This is a genomic window from Rhizorhabdus wittichii (assembly GCF_017607425.1).
GTDB classification, from domain to species: domain Bacteria; phylum Pseudomonadota; class Alphaproteobacteria; order Sphingomonadales; family Sphingomonadaceae; genus Rhizorhabdus; species Rhizorhabdus wittichii.
Window position 1 is genome coordinate 2,678,068 of sequence record NZ_CP059319.1, and the last position, 17,556, is coordinate 2,695,623.

Genomic DNA, 17,556 nt, shown 5'->3' on the forward strand with positions numbered 1-17,556 from the left:
TCCCTTGTTCCGTCCCATCGACCGCCTCGAGGATGAAACGGATGACCTCGCCCGTTTCATCCCATGCAACCCGATGCGACGACATCCGTTGATCATAACGGCCATGAAAGGAAGTCGATCCCGATGCGTTTCGGCAAGGCGATAGTGGCGGCGGCGCTGGCCGCGATGGCCGGCACCGCCGTCGCGCAACTGCTGCCCCCGGTCGGCGGCGCGATCGGCCAGGCGACGCAGGGCCTCGGCCGGCTCGGCGAGACGGTCGGCGACACGCTGTCCGACACGGTCGACCGCACCGGCGGACTGGTCGACCGGCTGGCGCGCCAGCGGACCGTGCGGCTCGACGCGCTGGTGCGGCAGCATCCCGAAGCGCTGGACATCGACGCGCGCGGCGATCCGGCGGTGAGGGGCGAACTGATCCTGGTCGATCCCGCGCCCGAGGCGTTGCGGGCCGCCGCCGCCGCCGGCTTCACCCTGACCGGACAGGAGGCGATCGACGGCCTCGACATCCGCGCCGCGCGGCTGCGCACGCCCGAGGGCATGAGCCTCGCCCGCGCCGAGCGCCGCCTCCGCCAGCTCGCGCCCGGCGCCGAGGTCCAGTCCAACCCCATCTATCAGCCGAGCGGCGGCGCGCCGGTCCGGGCGGGCGGCGGCGGCCCGGCTGCACCCAGCGGCCCCGGCGCGCCGATCGGCCTGATCGACGGCGGCGTCGCGGCGCATCCGGTACTGCCCGCCGGCATCGTCCAGCGCGGTTTCGCGGCCGGCGCGCCCGCGCCCGGCGACCACGCCGCCGCGATCGCCTCGATCCTCGTCGGGCGCGGCGCGGTGCGCGGCGTCTCCCCGCAGAGCCGCCTGTTCGTCGCCGACATCTTCGGGCGCGACCCGAAGGGCGGCAGCGCGCTCGCCATCGCCCGCGCGCTCGGCTGGTTCGCGACCAGCGACGTCGCGATCGTCAACATCAGCCTCGCCGGCCCCGACAATCCGCTGCTCGCCCGCGCGATCGCCGCCGCCGACCGGCGCGGCATGCTGATCGTCGCGGCGGTCGGCAATGACGGGGCAGCTGCCCCGCCCGCCTACCCGGCCTCCTATCCGCAGGTGATCGCCGTCACCGGAGTCGACGCGCGCGGGCGGCCGCTGATCGAGGCGGGCAAGGCGCGCCATCTCGACTTCGCCGCGCCCGGCGCCGGCCTGCGCGCGGCGACGGCGGCCGGCGGGACGGGGACGGTGCGCGGCACATCCTATGCAGCTCCGTTCGTCGCCGGCCGGCTCGCCCGGCTGGCGTCCGCGGAGCGGCCAGCGCGCACCCGCGCGATCGCGCTGCTGGCGGCCGAGGCGCGCGGCAAGGGTCGGCTGACCGGGCGCGGCATCGTCTGTGCTGACTGCGCAACGCGTTGAGATCGTGACGGAATAAATTTTTCTTCCCCGGCCGGGATGAAAAGTCCCACGCCTCCCGTTGCCTTTTCGAGCGGCGCCGGACGCCGCCCACAACGGAAAGGATAGTGCGATGAAGACGATGTTCTGGGGCAGCGCGATCACCGCGCTCGCGATCATGGCCGCTCCGGCCCCGGCCCAGCTTCTGGGCGGCGGCGGACTCGGCGGTGGCCTGGGTGGCGGCCTTGGCGGGATAGGCGGCATGGTCGGCGGCACGCTGGGCGGCTCGGGCAGCCTGGGCGGCAGCGTCGGCCGGCTCGGCTCCGACGTGACCGGCAGCGCCGACAGCGCCGTCTCGGCGCGCGGCAACGGCAAGGTCGACCGCCGCAGCGGCAAGGTTTCGGGCAGCGGCAATGCCGACGGCAGCCTGGGCGGCACGATCAACAACGCCACCGCCGGCGCCACCGGATCGGCCGGCGGCAGCGCCGATGCCCAACTCGTCGGCACCGATGCGGTGCGCGGCGCGGTCGGCGGCGTCGCCTCGACCGCGCGATCGACCGCCGGTCAGGCCGCCGGCCTCGCCGGCAATGCGACCGGCAATGCCGCGGGCGCCGCAAGCTCCGCCAGCGCCACCGGATCGGGCAACGTCGCCGGCAACGCCTCGGGCGGCCTCGGCCAGCTCGCGCTCGCCGGCAGCGCCGCCGCCAATGCGGCGGGCAGCTTCGACGTCGCCCCCGGCATGATCGTGCAGGACGCGCGCGGCCGGGTGATCGGCACGGTGCAGGACGTCCGTTCGACCGCGCGCGGAACCGTCCAGTCGGTGGTGATGCAGGTCGGCGACGCGACCGCGACGCTGCCCGCCGCCAATTTCAACGGATCGGGCAACGTCCTCGTCTCCGCCATGGGCAAGAGCGAGGTCAAGAAGACCGCCAAGGACCAGAACCGGTCGGCCAACGCGTCGAAGAACTGACGGGCGCCGCGAAAGGGGAAGGAACACGCGGGACGCGCCCCCCGAAGTCCCGCGCCATCGGCCCTGTCCATCAGGTCCGAGGAGGCCGTGCCGACCTGGAGGCGGCACGGCCTTTCCCGTTGATCGGCATCATCGCTTGACCCCGCGGCAGCTAGCGGGTGCATATTGCCGCCACGACCCTGGAACCAAGGTGACGGCATGGCGGGTGGATGTTGCGGCGCATGCGAGGCGCCGCCGGCGCGACAGGACAAGGCCTGGCGACGGGTGCTGTGGATCGCGCTGGCGATCAACGCGACCATGTTCGCGGTCGAGATCGTCGCCGGGGTCGCGGCATCCTCCGCCGCGCTCAGGGCCGACGCCCTCGACTTCCTGGGCGACAGCGCCAATTACGCGATCAGCCTCGGCGTGGCGGGCCTCGCCCTGCAATGGCGGGCGCGCGCCGCGCTGCTGAAGGGCGCCTCGCTGTTCCTGCTCGGCCTCTGGGTATTGGGGTCCACCGTCTGGATGGCGCTGACGGGCACCCTGCCGCGCGCGGAGACGATGGGGATCGTCGGCGGGATCGCGCTGGTCGCCAACCTCGTCTGCGCGCTGCTGCTCTGGCGCCATCGCGACGGCGACGCCAACCGGCGATCGGTCTGGATCTGCTCGCGCAACGACGCGATCGGCAACGTCGCCGTGGTCGCGGCGGCATTCGGCGTGTTCGGCACCGGGACCGCCTGGCCCGACCTGATCGTCGCCGTGATCCTGGCGGGGCTCGGCGTCAGCGGCGGCTGGCAGATCATGCGCCAGGCTCGAGGCGAGCTGTCGTCGATCGACGCCTCGGCCGTGCCGCTGAGCTAAGCCTCCCGGTCGCGGCGGAGGATCAGGTAGAGCGCGCCCGTGCCGCCATGGCGCGGGTGCGCGTTGCGGACGGCGGCGATGCGGACGGCGTGGCGCGAGCTTTGCAGCCAGCTTCCGATCGACGCGCGGATCAGTCCCCGGCGCGGCCGGCCGTCGAGCCCGCGATCGTCGTCGCGCGGCGGCTTGCCGGTGATCAGCAACAGGACGCGGATGCCCTCCGCCACCGCCTGGTCGAGCACCCGGTCGAGCAGGCGCTGGGCGCTGTCGAGCGTGTGGCCGTGCAGGTCGATCGTCCAGTCGGGCTGGGTCACGCCGCGCCGCAGCCGCCGGTCCCAGCCGCCGTCGAGGCTGTCGGCGAGCGGCTTCTGCTGGGTGACGGGCGTCGCCGCCGGCACGCGCAGCGGCGGCACGCGCCCCTTCTTCGCGGCGGACGGCGGCGGAGGAGGAACCGGCGCATTGCCGGCCCCGCTATCGGCGGAAGATGGCTTGGATGTCCTGCGGGCGATCGGCCGGACCGTCGCGGTCACGCGCTGCCAGAGCGCGGCTTCGTCAGGATCGAGCCGCCGGGTCACGCTGCTCCGCCAGCCGCGCCGCCGCCGCGCGCGGGATCAGCAGCCAGGCCTGGCCGCGCCCGCTCATGCCGCCGGCGATGGTCCGCGCCTGTTCGCCGGCGCCCCAGAAGGTGTCGAAGCGGTTGGCGCCCTTGATCGCGCCGCCCGTGTCCTGCGCGACCCACAGGCCGCTGGCCTCGGGCCGGTCGAGCTGGAGGATCACCGGCGCGCCCAGCGGCACGAACGCCGGGTCGGCGGCCACCGTCACCCGTCCGGTGACGGCGACGTTCATCGCCCCGATCGGGCCGGGCCCGGTCAGCTCGCGGAAGAACACCCAGCTCTTGTTCTCGCGCATGATCGCGTCGCCCTCGGCCGGGTTGGCGCGCAGCCAGGCCATCACGCCCTGCATCGAGAGCTGGCCGGGGCCGAGCAGCCCGCGATCGCGCATCAGCTTGCCGATGCCGACATATTCGCGGCCGTTCTGCCCGTCATAGCCGATCCGCATCACCGATCCGTCGGGGAGGCGCAGCCGTCCCGAACCCTGGACCTGGAGGAAGAAGAACTCGACCGGATCGGCGGCATAGCCGATCTCCAGCCCGCGCCCCTTGAGCGCGCCGTCCTCGATCTGGCCGCGATCGGGATAGGGGAGCAGCTTGCCGCCCTGCACCTTGCCGCGGATCTTCTTGCCCTTCAGCTCGGGGAAGAAATCGCCGAGATCGCCTTCGACCAGGTCGGGCGGGCGCTTGTAGATCGGGGTGTCGTAACCGGGCGCGGGTGCGCGCGCGCCGGCGATCTCGGGCTCGTAATAGCCGGTCGCATAGGCGTGGCCGTCACCGACCCGCACCACCGCGAGCTGGTTGGCGAAGAAGGCGACGGCATCGCCGTCGGGCCAGCCGCTCGCCTGCGCGCAGGCCTGCGACCAGTCGCCCGAGCGGGTCAGCCCGCTCTGGTCGGCGCGGCGTTGCAGGCCGGGGCAGGACAGGCGGAAGGCGGTGAGCGCCGCGCGCGCGGCATCCTGGTTGATCGCGAAGCTGGCGAAGGCCGGCCCCGACTGCACGCCGCTGTCCACCGCAGTGGCCGGCTTGGCCGGTGGGGGCGTGACGACGGGCGGCGGCGCGGGTTCCGGGCGCTCGGGATGATGCGCCGGAGGCCGATGCTGCGGGCCGGGGGTCGGGACGACGGTGCAGGCGGAGAGCATCGCCGCGCCGGCGAGCCCCGCGCAAAGACGGCGGATCACGCCGCCTCGTCGGTTTCGACCAGGGTCCAGTTCGGATCGTCGGAACGGACGTGCCGGCTGAAGGTCCAGACGTCGTGCGTCGGGACCGCGTCGGTCAGCGAGCCGGCGACGACATTGCCCTCGCCGTCACGGGTGACGGCGGCGATGTCGGCGTCGAAGCGGACGGTGACGTTGGCGGTCTGCCCGTTCATCCGCGCCTGCTCGATCACGGCGCTCTCGATCGACACCAGCCGGTTGTCGAGCACCTCGTTAGCCTCGCGGCGTTCGGCGATCGCGGCGGCGAACGCCTCGTAGACATCGTCGTCGGTCAGGCGGCGCAGCGCCTCCTCGTCCCCGCGCCAATAGGCTTCGAGGATCATGCGATAGGCCGACCGCGCGCCTTCGAGGAACTGGGCGGCATCGAAGCCGCCGTCGGCCGACTGGATCGCGCGGACGCCGGCTTCGGCGCGCGGCTCGACCACGGCGGGCTTGGCCGGCAGGACGGGGGTGGCGTTCTCGGGCAGCGACCGGCCGGCGCCGATCGGCGCGGGAGCGGCCTCGGCCGGACGCGCGATCGTCTGCTCATGCCCAGTGCGACGGCCCAGCACGCTCCACAGGCGGAACGCGACGAAGAGAAACACCATCGCAAGAATGACAATCGTGGTCACCGGGCCTCCAATACGCTGCCGCCAAAACACTGCCGGGCTCCCAACATAGGGACAATGGCGGCAATATTCAAATGACTCGCGGGCGCGGCGGAGGTTCCCCGCCTTCGCGGGGATCGGCCCATTGCTCCGCCCCGTCCCGCCTGCTAGGCGCGGGACGCATTGCCGGAAGCGGTCGGAAGCCCGCCTCCCGGCTCCCACTTTCGACGGAAAGACAGACAATGAGTGAAGAGACGGGCGCCGCCGACACGCTGACCAACGGCGAGGACCATCTGCCGCAGGTCGCGCTGATCGCCCAATATGTGAAGGACCTGTCGTTCGAGAATCCGAGCGCGCCCGGCATCTACCAGGCGCCCGAGCAGCCGAAGATCGACGTCCAGTTCAACATCGGGTCGCAGCAGGCGGGCGAGGACGTCTATGAGGTCGCGCTCAAGATCGAGATCAAGGCGACCCAGGGCGACCTGACCGCCTATGCCGTCGAACTGGTCTATGCCGGCCTGTTCGGCATCCGCAACGTGCCGGAAGAGCATCTGCCGCCCTTCCTGCTGGCCGAGGCGCCCCGCCTGCTCTTCCCGTTCGCGCGCCGCGTCGCCGCCGACGCGATTCGCGACGGCAACTTCCCGTCGCTGGTGCTCGAGCCGATCGACTTCGGCGCGCTCTACATGCAGCAGGCCGAGCAGCAGACCGCCCTCGCCGAATCGCAGCCGGCGGGCGAAGCCTGACAGCGGATGTCCCTCCCCCATTCCTCCCTGAGCGAAGCTCGGGGAGGGGGACCGGCGAAGCCGGCGGAGGGGTAATGCGCCACGACATCATCTTCGTAAGGCAGGAGGCGGGGTCGCCGCCCCCTCCGCCACCCTGCGGGTGGTCCCCCTCCCCGTCCTGCGGACAGGGAGGATTATTGGCATGAGCCTGCTGCGCGCCAGCGCGACGATCGGCGGGCTGACGCTGGTCAGCCGGGTGCTCGGCTTCCTGCGCGACATGCTGATGGCGCGCTTCGTCGGCGCGGGCTTCGCGTCGGACGCCTTCCTGATCGCCTGGCGCCTGCCCAACCTGTTCCGCGCGCTGTTCGCCGAAGGGGCCTTCTCCGCCGCCTTCGTGCCGATGTTCAACCGCACCGTCGCCGAGGCCGAGGCGAAGGAGCCGGGCAACGGCCTCGCCATCGCGCTGCGCTTCGCCGAGGACGTGCTGTCGGTCCTCCTCCCCTTCCTGATCGTCTTCACCGTCGCCATGATGCTGGCGGCCGGACCGATCGTCTGGGCGATGACCGGCGGCTTCCCCGACGGGGGACCCGAGAAATTCGCGCTGGCGACGCAATATACGCGGATCACCTTTCCCTATCTGATGCTGATCTCGCTGGTGTCGCTGCTCGGCGGCATCCTCAATTCGCTCAACCGCTTCTGGGTCAACGCCGCCGCGCCGATCCTGCTCAACATCTGCCTGATCGTCGGCCTGCTGTTCTTCCGCGGCCATAGCGAGGTGGAGACCGCGCGGACCCAGGCGATCGCGGTCACCGTGTCGGGCGCGCTGCAACTCGCCTGGCTGGTGCTCGCCTGCTGGCAGGCCGGCGTCCGGCTGCGCGTCCGCCTGCCGCGCCTCAGCCCCGAGGTGCGCAAGCTGCTCGCGCTGATCGGCCCGGCCGCGATCGGCGCCGGGGCGGTCCAGTTCAACCTGCTGATCTCGACCACGCTCGCCGCCCGCTTCCTGCCGCAGGGGTCGGTCTCCTACCTCTATTATGCCGACCGGCTGAACCAGCTTCCGCTCGGCCTGATCGGCATCGGCGTCGGCACCGCGATGCTGCCCAGCCTGTCGCGCCAGCTGGGCGGCGGCGACGCCAAGGCCGCGCTCGACACGCAGAACCGCGCGATCGAGCTGGTGCTGCTGCTCACCCTGCCCGCCACCGCCGCGCTGATGGTGTCGGCGACCCCGCTGATCCGCGCGCTGCTCCAGCACGGCGTGTTCACCCCCTACGACACGATCGCCAGCGCCCGCGCGCTCGCCGCCTTCTCGCTCGGCCTGCCCGCCTATGTGCTGATCAAGGTGCTGACCCCCGGCTTCTACGCGCGCGCCGACACGCGGACGCCGGTGCGGATCGCGCTGGTGGCGATGCTGGTCAACCTCGTCCTCAACCTCGTCCTGATCTGGCCGCTCGCGCATGTCGGCCTGGCGCTGTCGACGGCGATCTCGGCCTGGGTCAACGCGGTGCTGCTCTACGTCACGCTCCGCCGCCGCGACCATTTCGCGGTCGACGACCGGCTGCGCCGCACCGGCATCCGCCTGATCGCGGCGACGCTGGCGATGGCGGCGCTGCTGTTCCTGCTCAATCCGTGGATCGACCCGTGGACCGGCCGCAGCCTGATCGAGCGGGTCGCCGCGCTGGGCGCGATGATCGCGGCGGCGGTGACCGTCTATTTCGGCCTGGTCTTCGCCCTCGGCGCCTATTCGCTGGCGACGCTCAAGGGCCAGCTCCGCCGCCGGCGCTGAGACGATCCCCCAGCCTGCGCTGGGGTGACGTTCAACCTTTTGCCTTCTTCGCCGCCGCCTTCTTGGGCGCGGCCTTCTTCGCCGGCGCCTTCTTCTTGCCCTTGGCCGGCGGGCCCTTCGCCGCGCGGGCGGCGAGCAGTTCGAGCGCGGCTTCGGCGGTCAGTTCGTCGGGGTTCGCGGTCTTGGGCAGGGTCGCGTTGGTCTCGCCGTCGGTGACATAGGGGCCGAAGCGGCCCGCCATCAGCTTGACCTCGCTCCCCGTCACCGGGCTGGCGCCGAAGGTCTTGAGCGGCTCGGCCTTGCCGCGCTGGCGCCCGCCGCCATTGGCGGCCTCGGCGAGCTTGACGACGGCGGCGTTCATGCCGGTCTCGAACACCTCGGCGGTCGATCCCAGCCGGGCATATTTGCCGTCATGCGCCAGATAGGGCCCGAAGCGGCCGATCGAGGCGGTGATCGGGTGCCCCGTCTCCGGGTGCGGGCCGATCAGGCGCGGCAGCGACAGCAGCTTGAGCGCCCAGCCGAGATCGAGATCCTCGCCCGGCACGTCCTTCGGGATCGACGAGCGCTTGGCGTCCTTGCCGTCGCCGAGCTGGATATAGGGCCCGAACCGCCCCGCCCGCTTCGACACTTCGAGCCCGGTCGCCGGATCGGTGCCGATCACGACCGGCCCCGTATCGGCGCCGTCGTTCGCGGCGCCCGCCTGCGCGAAGCGGCGGGTGAACTTGCACTCCGGATAGTTGGAGCAGGCGATGAACGCGCCGAAACGCCCGCCGCGCAGCGACAGCCGCCCCTCCTGGCAGACCGGGCAGAGCCGCGGATCGGTGCCGTCGCCCTTGTCGGGGAAGAGATAGGGCGCGAGGAATTCGTCGAGCGCCGCGGTGACCTCCGACGGCTTCTGGTCCATCACCTCGGCGGTCTTGGGCTTGAAGTCCTTCCAGAAGGCCTCGAGCACCTGCTGCCAGCCGGCGCGGCCGCCCGAGACGTCGTCGAGTTCCTCCTCCAGATGCGCGGTATAGTCGTAGCTGACATAGCGCTCGAAGAAGCGTTCGAGGAAGCTGGTGACGAGCCGCCCGCTCTCGTTCGGGGTGAAGCGGTTCTTCTCGACCGTGACATAGTCGCGGTCCTTGAGCGTCTGGAGGATCGACGCATAGGTCGACGGCCGGCCGATGCCGAGCTCCTCCATCTTCTTGACCAGGCTGGCCTCCGAATAGCGCGGCGGCGGCTGAGTGAAATGCTGCTCGGCGTCGACCTTCTTCTTCGCCGGGCTGTCGCCCTCCTTCATCCGCGGCAGGCGGCGGCTGTCCTCGTCGGCCTCCCCGCCCCCGGCCTGCTGGCCTTGGGGATTCGGGTCGTCGCGGCCTTCCTCGTAGAGCGCGAGATAGCCGGGGAAGAGGACGACCTGGCCGGTCGCGCGCAGGGCGTTCTGGCCGGTGCCGTCGACCAGGTCGACGGTGGTGCGCTCGAGCCGCGCCGACGCCATCTGGCTGGCCAGCGCGCGCTTGAAGATCAGGTCGTAGAGCCGGCCATGGTCGCCGCTGCCGGCGCGATCGCGCGAGAAGTCGGTCGGGCGGATCGCTTCATGCGCTTCCTGCGCGTTCTTGGCCTTGGCGCTGTACTGGCGCGGCTTGTCGGGCACATAGGAGGCGTCGTAGCGGTTGGCGATCGCGCCGCGCGCGGCGGAGATGGCGCTGCCGTCCATCTGCACGCCGTCGGTCCGCATATAGGTGATCGCGCCGTCCTCGTAGAGCGCCTGGGCGATCCGCATCGTGTGGCTGGCCGAGAAGCCGAGCTTGCGCGCCGCCTCCTGCTGCAGCGTCGAGGTGGTGAAGGGCGGCGGCGGGTTGCGGGTGAGCGGCTTGGTCTCGACGCTGGCGACGGTGAAGCGGCCCGCCTCGACATCGGCCTTGGCGGCCTCGGCATCCTTGCCGTTGCCGATCGTCAGCCGGTCGATCTTCTGCCCCTTCCAGCGGACCAGCCGGGTCAGGAAACCGATGCCGTCATACTCCATGTCGGCGGTGACCGACCAATATTCCTGGGCCTTGAACAGCTCGATCTCGCGCTCGCGGTCGACGACCAGGCGCAGCGCCACCGACTGGACGCGGCCGGCCGACTTGGCGCCGGGCAGCTTGCGCCACAGCACCGGCGACAGGGTGAAGCCGACCAGATAGTCGAGCGCGCGGCGGGCGCGATAGGCGTCGATCAGATCCTCGTCGAGGTCGCGGGGATTCGCCATCGCCTCGGTGACCGCGGCCTTGGTGATCGCGTTGAAGGTGACGCGGCGAACGTCCTTGGGCAGCACGCGACGCTTGCCCAGCACTTCCTTGACGTGCCAGCTGATCGCCTCCCCCTCGCGGTCGGGGTCGGTGGCGAGGATCAGCGTATCGGCGCCCTTCGCCTCGTCGGCGATCGCCTTGAGCTGGCGGCTCTTGTCGGCATAGGCCTCCCACTCCATCGCGAAGCCGTTGTCGGGATCGACCGAGCCGTCCTTGGCGGGCAGGTCGCGGACATGACCATAGGAGGCGAGGACGCGATGGCCCGGCCCCAGATATTTTTCGATGGTCTTGGCCTTGGCGGGGGATTCGACGACGACGAGCTTCATGGATTCAGGCTGTCCTCTTACGCATGCGTACACGTACGAGGGTGGATAGGGTGCCGGAGAGTCGTCAAGAGGCGATCAGGCTGACCCGCCCGCCGGCATGGCGATCGAGCCGGCCGCCCAGTTCGAGTTCGAGCAGCACCATCTGCACCATCGCGGCGGAGACGCCGCTCTGCCGGATCAGTTCGTCGACCGCCAGCGGCACGGGACCCAGCAGGCCGGTCAGCGCGGCGCGCGCCGGCTCGTCCGCCTCGGCCGGCGCGGGCGCGGACGCGAAGTTGTCGGCGGGCCGGGCGGCGACGCCGGCGATCGGGCTCAGCGCCTCGGCGATGTCGGCGGCCGACTGGATCAGGGTGGCGCCCTCCCGGATCAGCAGGTTGCAACCCTGCGCGCGCGGGTCGAGCGGCGATCCGGGCACCGCCATCACCTCGCGTCCAAACTCGGCGGCGAGCCGCGCGGTGATCAGCGATCCCGATTGGGCGCTGCTCGACCACCACCGTCCCCGCCGCCAGCCCGGCGATGATCCGGTTGCGATAGGGGAGTGCCGCGCGCGGCGACGCCGGCGGCTGCTCGGCGATCAGCAGGCAGCGCTCGGCGATCGCCTCCTGCAACGCCGCATTCTCCGGAGGGTAGACGATATCGATGCCGCCGGCGATCACCGCCGCCGTGCCGGTCGCGATCGACCCGGCATGCGCCGCGGTGTCGATCCCCCGCGCCAGGCCCGAGACGACCAGCCACCCCGCCTCCCCCAGGCCATGCGCCAGGGTCCGCGCGAAGCGGACCGCCGCGCCGCTGGCGTTGCGCGCGCCGACGATCGCGACGATGCGGCGATCGAGCAGCGCGATGTCGCCGCGGACGATCAGCACGGGCGGCGCGGTGTCGATCCGGTCGAGCAGCGCCGGATACCCGGCCTCGCCGCGAAACAGATGGCGCGCGCCCAGCCGGGCGACGCGATCGGCCTCCGCCTCGGCGGCGGCCGGCGGCGGGATGGCGGGCAACGCACCGCCGCCGCGCCGGGCGAGCGTGGGCAAGGCGGCCAGCGCCTCGACGCCGCTGCCGAAGCGGCGGATGAGCTGCGAATAGGCGACGGGGCCGATGCGGGGCGTGCGGATCAGCCGCAGCCGGGCAAGGCGTTCGTTCCCGTCCAGATCGGCCGTCCCGATCAGCGCTCGCCGACCCTCGGCTCGGTGCCGTCGAGCAGGCGGGTGATGTTGCCGCGATGCTTCCAGACGACGAACAGCGCCATGGCGAGCATCACCAGCACCGCGTCGGACTGCCCGCCCGCCGCCGCCGCGATCGGCGCGGTCACGGCGCCCGAGAGGCCGCCGACAGAGGAGCGCCGCGTCAACGCCAGCATCGCCAGCCAGACGATCGCGAAGGCGATGCCGGCCGGCCACCAGGCAGCCAGCGAGACGCCGAGCATCGTCGCCACCCCCTTGCCGCCGTTGAACTTCAGCCAGACCGGATAGAGATGGCCGATGAACGCCGCCGCGCCCGCCCACAGCGCCATGTCCGGCTGCACCATCTGCGCGATCAGCACCGCCGCCGCGCCCTTGCCGCCATCGAGCAGCAGCGTCGCCGCCGCCAGCCCCTTGCGGCCGGTGCGCAGGACGTTGGTCGCGCCGATATTGCCCGAGCCGATCTGGCGCAGGTCGCCGGCGCCGCCGAGCCGCGTCAGCACGACCCCGAACGGAATCGAACCCAGCAGATACGCCCCGATCAGCAGCAGGATGGTGGTCGTGGACGGCATGAAGGACGGTGTCTCCCCTGATGGCGCGCGCACCATAGTCGAAGCCGTCCCCCGCGCAACACGCACTAATGCACAAAGTTACGGGCACGGCACGATATCCGCCCCCGATTCGCGTCGCTGTTGCGGGGGCCCGTGCGGCATCCTAAGTGAGGGGCGCGATGGCCGACGACCGCCCGATCCTGATGTTCGATTCCGGCGTGGGCGGGCTTTCCGTGCTCGCCCCGACCCGCGCGCTGCTGCCGCAGGCCTCCTATGTCTATGTCGCCGACAATGGCGGCTTCCCCTACGGCATCCGCAGCGAGGCGGAGATCGCAGCGCGCGTCCCCGCGCTGCTCGGCCGGCTGGTCGAGCGCTACCGTCCCCGGCTGGTGGTGATCGCCTGCAACACCGCCTCGACGATCGCGCTGGCGGCGGTGCGCGCCGCGCTCGACCTGCCGATCGTCGGAACGGTGCCCGCGATCAAGCCCGCCGCCGAACGATCGGCGGCGCGCGCGATCGGCGTGCTCGGCACCGACGCCACCGTCCGCCAGCCCTATGTCGACGACCTGTCGGCCCGCTTCGCCGCCGATTGCCTGGTGCTACGCCACGGCTCGGCGCGGCTGGTCGAGCTGGCCGAGGCGAAGCTGCGCGGCGAGCCGACCGACCCGGCCGACTATCGCGCCGTGCTCGACGGCCTGCTCGGCCAGCCGGGCGGCGACCGGATCGACATGGTGGTGCTCGCCTGCACCCATTTCCCGCTGGTCGAGGCCGAACTCGCCGCCGCCGCGCCGCGCCCGCTGCGCTTCGTCGACGGTGGTCCCGGCATCGCCCGGCGCGTCGCCCATCTGACCGAGGGACAGGACTGGCCGGCCGCGCCGAAGGGCGAAGCGGTGTTCACCGCCCCGCTCGACGTCGGCGACGCGCTGCGGGCCGGGCTTGCCGCGCGCGGGCTCGCCACCATCTCGATCCTGTGACCGGCCGGGCACGAATTTCCGGCCGCGACTATTGGGAATCGTTCGCACTGGCTTTTGACGAGGCCAGGCCGTAAAAGGCACCCGATTCAGCCCCTTGGCAAAGCGGGGCACTGTGGAGCAAGGCTCTTGGATTACCAGCGCGTATTCACCCAGGCGATCGACCGCCTGCACGCCGAAGGCCGTTACCGGGTTTTCATCGACATCCTCCGCAACAAGGGCATGTTCCCCAACGCGCGCTGTTTTGCCGGCCATAACGGGCCGAAGCCGGTCACCGTCTGGTGCTCGAACGACTATCTGGCGATGGGCCAGCACCCCAAGGTGATCGCGGCGATGGAGGAAGCCCTCCACGACGTCGGCGCCGGTTCGGGCGGCACCCGCAACATCGGCGGCAACACCCATTATCACGTCGACCTCGAACATGAGCTGGCCGACCTGCACGAGAAGGAGGGCGCTCTGCTCTTCACCTCGGGCTATGTCTCCAACGAAGCGACGCTGTCGACGCTCGCCAAGGTGCTGCCCGGCTGCATCATCTTCTCGGACGAGCTCAACCACGCCTCGATGATCGCGGGCATCCGCAATTCTGGCTGCGAGAAGCGCGTCTTCCGCCACAACGACCTCGAGCATCTCGAGGAGCTGCTGGCCGCCGAGGACCCCGAGGCGCCCAAGCTGATCGCCTTCGAGAGCGTCTATTCGATGGACGGCGACATCGCCCCGATCCACGCGATCTGCGACCTGGCCGACAAGTACAACGCGCTGACCTATCTCGACGAGGTCCATGCCGTCGGCATGTACGGCCCGCGCGGCGGCGGCATCTCCGACCGCGACGCGGCGGCGAAGCGGCTGACGGTGATCGAAGGCACGCTCGGCAAGGCGTTCGGCGTGATGGGCGGCTATATCGCCGCCGACCAGATGATCATCGACGTGATCCGCTCCTATGCGCCGGGGTTCATCTTCACCACCTCGCTGTCGCCGGTGCTGGTCGCGGGCGCGCTCGCCAGCGTCAAGCATCTCAAGCAGTCCTCGGCGGAGCGCGACGGCCAGCAGGCCGCCGCCGCGACCCTCAAGAAGATGTTCGCCGACGCCGGGCTGCCGGTGATGGAAACGACGACGCACATCGTCCCGCTGATGGTCGGCGATCCGGTCAAGGCCAAGAAGGTCTCGGACATCCTCCTCGCCGAATATGGCGTCTATGTGCAGCCGATCAATTATCCGACCGTGCCGCGCGGCACCGAGCGGCTGCGCTTCACGCCAGGCCCGGCGCACAGCGAGGAGATGATGCGCGAGCTGACCCAGGCGCTCCTGGAGATCTGGGACCGCATGGAGATGAAGCTGGCCGCTTGAAGCGAAGCGTCAAGCGGGCTGGTTGATCCATTTACCGTCATCCTGGCGAAAGCCGGGATCTCAGTGCCTTTTGCGTACCTTCGAAAAAAAGAAGCGAGATCCCGGCTTTCGCCGGGATGACGGCATGGTTGCTGCGCAGCCCTCGTGGTGGGGCGGGGCGGGACGCGTCCCACACCACCGATCACCCCACCCGTAGCTGCTGGACGAACCGCTGCGTCGCCTGCTTCAGGCTCACCGCCTGGCCGAGCAGGTCGCCCGCCGCGCCGCGCACCTGGCTCGACAGCTTGCCGGCCTCGTTGGCGACCTCGGCGACCTTGCCGATGCGGTCCGCCATCTCGTCGGCGCCCTCGGCCGTGCTCTGCGCATTGGCTTCGAGCATCTCGGCGGTGCGCCGCTGTTCGGACAGCATCTCGCGAATCTGCATCGCCGCGGCGGCGAGTTCCTCGACGACGCGCGAAACGTCGCCCAGCGAGCCTTCGGCGATGCGGGCGCCGGCATGGACGCCGTCGATGAGCGCGCTGATCTCGGCCGTGGCGCGGGCGCATTGCCCGGCGAGCGTCTTCACCTCGGTCGCGACGACCGCGAAGCCCTGCCCCGCGACGCCGGCCCGGGCCGCCTCGATCGTGGCGTTCAGCGCGAGCAGGTTGGTGTGCTGGGCGATCGCCTGGATACGGCCGGTGAATTCGCCGATGTCGGTGGCGCGGCCCGACAGGGCGCGCACCGCCTGGTCGCCGGTCGCCGAATTGCTGCGCGCGCGGGCGCCCAGTTCGGCCTGCTGGTCGACGCTCGCGGCGATGCCGGCGATCGAGGTGGAGAGCTGGGCGACGCTGCCCGCGACGGCGCGCGCGGCGTCCGACGCGCGCGCGGCGCGCTCGGCCACGGCGGCGCTCTGCCGGCCGCTGTCATTGGCGAGGTCGCTGAGCGAGGCGGCTGTCGTCTCGAGCTGCGACGCCGCCGAGCCGACCGAGCTGACCACGAGCTGGACCGATCCCTCGAACTGTTCGGCCAGCGCCAGCAGGTCGCGGGTCCGCGCCGCGCTCGCCGCCTTCTCGCTGTCCTGGCGCAGGCTGCGCTCGGCGGCGGCGGTGGCCAGCGCCTCCTCGGCCGCCTGCTGGGCGGCGCGCGCCTCGATCATCGCGGCCTCGGCGTCGCGGGCGAAGCGATCGCTGTCGACGCGCGCGCGTCCCTGGTCGAGCAGCAGGCCGCGGAGCTGGTTGCTGATGTAGATCAGCATCGCGCATTGCAGCAGCACGGCAACGGCATGGACGACGACGCGCATCAGGTCGCCGCCGCCCGCGAACACCCAGTGCGGCGCCATATAGTCGAGCAGCAGGTGGTGGACGGCGATCAGGCCGGAGGCGAGCACGATGGGGCGCCAGTCGCACATGATCGTCAGCGCCGCGAGCGCGACGAAGAAATACATGTGCATGTCCATCTGCCACTGATGGCCTTGCAGCGCGTAGACGAGGATCGCCGGCTGGGCGGCGGCGAGCGCACCGATGATCATCCGCGCGTCGCCGTCGAAGCGGCGGCGCAGCACGACCCAGATCGGCAGGATATTGACGAGCATCGAGAGGAGGAGCGCCGGCGGGTTGGGACGAATCACCCCGGCGAGCATCGCCAGCCCCAGCAGCGCGGTGAAACCCAGACCGCACCAGGCGATCAACCGGATGCCACGCCTGCGCAGCTCGTCCAGCTCGACTATCCTCATGCCACGCTACTCCCCAAACACGCCACCGCCGCACAACAGCGGCGGAGCCGACAGGATGACCATGCCGTCGGCCAGCGAAACGCCGCCGAGCCGCGCCCGATCGGCGACGACGACCAGCGATCCGGGAACGGGCCCCGTCCCGAGCAGCTTCGCCCCGCCCGCGACCGCCGCAGCGGGCAGCTTCGCCGCCGCCCCCGGCGCCAGCGGAACCAGCAGCATCCGCCCCCGCGCCGGCGGCGCGAAGGCGAGACCGGCCATCGCGGCAACGACCGCGCCGATCTGGACCAGGGTCATGGGCCTGCGACCATCCATGCCGCGCGGCGTAGATCGGCATTGGTTATCGAAAGCCTAACCGATGGCCGAATTCGACCGCGTCAAATCGGGGATTCAACGGAGGAGGCATCCGACCGCCGCTGCCGGCCGATCGGATATTGCCCTGCCCGGAGTCTTCGCCTATATCGCGCCTACTTCTCGACATTGGAAACTTTGCCGAGGCTGGTTGCGAAAGCTTCCGGCACAAGAAGTGCTGCGTTTCGAACAGGAGCTGGAATGGCGGACATCGCCGCGCTGACGAAGCTGATCGAGCCGGAGGCCAAGGCCCTCGGCCTCGACCTCGTGCGCGTCGCCTTCTTCGGGGGCAAGAGCGATCCGACGCTGCAGGTGATGGCCGAGAGGCCAGACACCCGCCAGCTCGACATCGCCGATTGCGAGGCGCTGTCGCGGCGCATCTCCGACAAGTTCGACGAGCTCGACCCGATCGAGGACGCCTATCGGCTGGAGGTCAGCTCGCCGGGGATCGACCGGCCGCTGACCCGCGTCAAGGACTGGGCCGACTGGTCGGGCTTCGACGCCCGGGTCAAGCTGGCCGCGCCGCTCGACGGCCGCAAGCAGTTCGACGGGCGCATCGTCGCCAGCGATGGCGACTCGGTGACGCTGGGTGTAAACAAGCTGGGTGAGGTGACGGTGCCGCTGGCGCAGATCGCGAGCGCGAAGCTGATCCTGACCGACGCTCTCATCAAGGCCACCGCGCCGCTCTCCACCGAGGGCGTCGATCAGATTGTGGAAGATGCGCCGCATCGCGGCGCCGGCAAGATTCAACTGGAAGGATAAAGTCGCC

General features: G+C 71.1%; 16 protein-coding genes and 1 pseudogene. 9 read left to right on the plus strand and 8 right to left on the minus strand.

Annotated elements, in window-relative coordinates:
• The first annotated feature begins 123 nt into the window (after positions 1-123).
• The 3 genes from HRJ34_RS12580 to HRJ34_RS12590 all read left to right on the plus strand — a co-directional run bounded on the left by HRJ34_RS12580 (position 124) and on the right by HRJ34_RS12590 (position 3,175).
• Positions 124-1,389 (plus strand): S8 family serine peptidase, encoded by a 1,266-nt coding sequence (locus tag HRJ34_RS12580; RefSeq protein ID WP_226949178.1) that lies wholly within the window; start codon positions 124-126, stop codon positions 1,387-1,389.
• Between the two features lie 109 nt (positions 1,390-1,498).
• On the plus strand, positions 1,499-2,335 hold the full coding sequence (locus HRJ34_RS12585; protein ID WP_208634253.1) for a hypothetical protein: 837 nt from the start codon (positions 1,499-1,501) through the stop codon (positions 2,333-2,335).
• A gap of 198 nt (positions 2,336-2,533) precedes the next feature.
• Positions 2,534-3,175 carry a cation transporter gene (locus HRJ34_RS12590; RefSeq protein WP_208634254.1) on the plus strand — a complete coding sequence of 214 codons (642 nt, stop codon included), beginning with the start codon at positions 2,534-2,536 and terminating at the stop codon, positions 3,173-3,175.
• Here HRJ34_RS12590 and HRJ34_RS12595 read toward each other — a convergent pair.
• The 3 genes from HRJ34_RS12595 to HRJ34_RS12605 are packed head-to-tail and all read right to left on the minus strand — an operon-like array spanning position 3,172 to position 5,610.
• The gene (locus HRJ34_RS12595) at positions 3,172-3,747 is read right to left on the minus strand and encodes a Smr/MutS family protein (RefSeq protein ID WP_016745012.1); all 576 of its coding nucleotides are present in this window, start codon (positions 3,745-3,747) and stop codon (positions 3,172-3,174) included. The two genes, HRJ34_RS12590 and HRJ34_RS12595, sit on opposite strands and share 4 nt — an antisense overlap.
• Positions 3,725-4,963 (minus strand): murein transglycosylase A, encoded by a 1,239-nt coding sequence (gene mltA / locus HRJ34_RS12600; protein WP_208634255.1) that lies wholly within the window; start codon positions 4,961-4,963, stop codon positions 3,725-3,727. The genes HRJ34_RS12595 and mltA overlap by 23 nt, the downstream gene beginning before the upstream one ends.
• Positions 4,960-5,610 (minus strand): Tim44/TimA family putative adaptor protein, encoded by a 651-nt coding sequence (locus tag HRJ34_RS12605; protein WP_029548631.1) that lies wholly within the window; start codon positions 5,608-5,610, stop codon positions 4,960-4,962. Before HRJ34_RS12605 ends, mltA begins: the two co-directional genes overlap by 4 nt.
• Before the next feature lie 218 nt (positions 5,611-5,828).
• Here HRJ34_RS12605 and secB point away from each other — a divergent pair, with 218 nt between their 5' ends.
• Together secB and murJ are read left to right on the plus strand one after the other, a co-directional pair.
• Positions 5,829-6,329, plus strand: a complete 501-nt coding sequence (gene secB, locus HRJ34_RS12610; protein WP_016745009.1) for a protein-export chaperone SecB — start codon at positions 5,829-5,831, stop codon at positions 6,327-6,329.
• A 181-nt stretch (positions 6,330-6,510) separates the two neighbouring features.
• Entirely contained in the window at positions 6,511-8,088 is a 1,578-nt protein-coding gene (gene murJ, locus HRJ34_RS12615; protein ID WP_208634256.1) for a murein biosynthesis integral membrane protein MurJ, read from the plus strand.
• A 31-nt stretch (positions 8,089-8,119) separates the two neighbouring features.
• Here the strand turns inward: murJ and topA are convergent, their stop codons facing one another.
• The 3 genes and pseudogenes from topA to plsY form a co-directional block, all read right to left on the minus strand.
• Positions 8,120-10,687, minus strand: coding sequence for a type I DNA topoisomerase (gene topA, locus HRJ34_RS12620; protein ID WP_208634257.1), 2,568 nt, complete (start codon positions 10,685-10,687; stop codon positions 8,120-8,122).
• Positions 10,688-10,751: 64 nt separating this feature from the next.
• Positions 10,752-11,832 (minus strand): annotated as a pseudogene (gene dprA, locus HRJ34_RS12625) (DNA-processing protein DprA).
• A 14-nt stretch (positions 11,833-11,846) separates the two neighbouring features.
• On the minus strand, positions 11,847-12,434 hold the full coding sequence (plsY, locus tag HRJ34_RS12630; protein WP_016745003.1) for a glycerol-3-phosphate 1-O-acyltransferase PlsY: 588 nt from the start codon (positions 12,432-12,434) through the stop codon (positions 11,847-11,849).
• A 158-nt stretch (positions 12,435-12,592) separates the two neighbouring features.
• Here plsY and murI point away from each other — a divergent pair, with 158 nt between their 5' ends.
• Both murI and hemA read left to right on the plus strand, forming a co-directional pair.
• On the plus strand, positions 12,593-13,387 hold the full coding sequence (murI, locus tag HRJ34_RS12635; protein WP_012050008.1) for a glutamate racemase: 795 nt from the start codon (positions 12,593-12,595) through the stop codon (positions 13,385-13,387).
• A 126-nt stretch (positions 13,388-13,513) separates the two neighbouring features.
• On the plus strand, positions 13,514-14,728 hold the full coding sequence (gene hemA, locus HRJ34_RS12640; RefSeq protein WP_012050007.1) for a 5-aminolevulinate synthase: 1,215 nt from the start codon (positions 13,514-13,516) through the stop codon (positions 14,726-14,728).
• Positions 14,729-14,909: 181 nt separating this feature from the next.
• Here hemA and HRJ34_RS12645 read toward each other — a convergent pair whose 3' ends face one another.
• The gene (locus tag HRJ34_RS12645; RefSeq protein ID WP_012050006.1) at positions 14,910-16,439 is read right to left on the minus strand and encodes a methyl-accepting chemotaxis protein; all 1,530 of its coding nucleotides are present in this window, start codon (positions 16,437-16,439) and stop codon (positions 14,910-14,912) included.
• A gap of 6 nt (positions 16,440-16,445) precedes the next feature.
• The gene (locus tag HRJ34_RS12650) at positions 16,446-16,733 is read right to left on the minus strand and encodes a hypothetical protein (RefSeq protein WP_016745000.1); all 288 of its coding nucleotides are present in this window, start codon (positions 16,731-16,733) and stop codon (positions 16,446-16,448) included.
• Positions 16,734-16,794: 61 nt separating this feature from the next.
• Between HRJ34_RS12650 and HRJ34_RS12655 the strand changes: the two genes are divergently transcribed.
• Positions 16,795-17,010: a hypothetical protein gene (locus HRJ34_RS12655; RefSeq protein ID WP_208634258.1), complete on the plus strand. Its 216-nt coding sequence runs from the start codon at positions 16,795-16,797 to the stop codon at positions 17,008-17,010.
• Positions 16,989-17,549, plus strand: coding sequence for a ribosome maturation protein RimP (gene rimP, locus HRJ34_RS12660; protein WP_012050004.1), 561 nt, complete (start codon positions 16,989-16,991; stop codon positions 17,547-17,549). Before HRJ34_RS12655 ends, rimP begins: the two co-directional genes overlap by 22 nt.
• Positions 17,550-17,556: the final 7 nt, after the last annotated feature.

What these genes read in the sequence shown, in the direction of transcription:
- secB (WP_016745009.1), top strand. Translation starts at nt 5,829, where the DNA reads ATGAGTGAAGAGACGGGCGCCGCCGACACGCTGACCAACGGCGAGGAC.
- HRJ34_RS12590 (WP_208634254.1), top strand. Translation starts at nt 2,534, where the DNA reads ATGGCGGGTGGATGTTGCGGCGCATGCGAGGCGCCGCCGGCGCGACAG.
- HRJ34_RS12580 (WP_226949178.1), top strand. Translation starts at nt 124, where the DNA reads ATGCGTTTCGGCAAGGCGATAGTGGCGGCGGCGCTGGCCGCGATGGCC.
- rimP (WP_012050004.1), top strand. Translation starts at nt 16,989, where the DNA reads ATGGCGGACATCGCCGCGCTGACGAAGCTGATCGAGCCGGAGGCCAAG.
- HRJ34_RS12645 (WP_012050006.1), bottom strand. Translation starts at nt 16,439, where the DNA reads ATGAGGATAGTCGAGCTGGACGAGCTGCGCAGGCGTGGCATCCGGTTG.
- HRJ34_RS12655 (WP_208634258.1), top strand. Translation starts at nt 16,795, where the DNA reads ATGGCCGAATTCGACCGCGTCAAATCGGGGATTCAACGGAGGAGGCAT.
- plsY (WP_016745003.1), bottom strand. Translation starts at nt 12,434, where the DNA reads ATGCCGTCCACGACCACCATCCTGCTGCTGATCGGGGCGTATCTGCTG.
- murI (WP_012050008.1), top strand. Translation starts at nt 12,593, where the DNA reads ATGGCCGACGACCGCCCGATCCTGATGTTCGATTCCGGCGTGGGCGGG.
- topA (WP_208634257.1), bottom strand. Translation starts at nt 10,687, where the DNA reads ATGAAGCTCGTCGTCGTCGAATCCCCCGCCAAGGCCAAGACCATCGAA.
- HRJ34_RS12585 (WP_208634253.1), top strand. Translation starts at nt 1,499, where the DNA reads ATGAAGACGATGTTCTGGGGCAGCGCGATCACCGCGCTCGCGATCATG.
- murJ (WP_208634256.1), top strand. Translation starts at nt 6,511, where the DNA reads ATGAGCCTGCTGCGCGCCAGCGCGACGATCGGCGGGCTGACGCTGGTC.
- HRJ34_RS12650 (WP_016745000.1), bottom strand. Translation starts at nt 16,733, where the DNA reads ATGACCCTGGTCCAGATCGGCGCGGTCGTTGCCGCGATGGCCGGTCTC.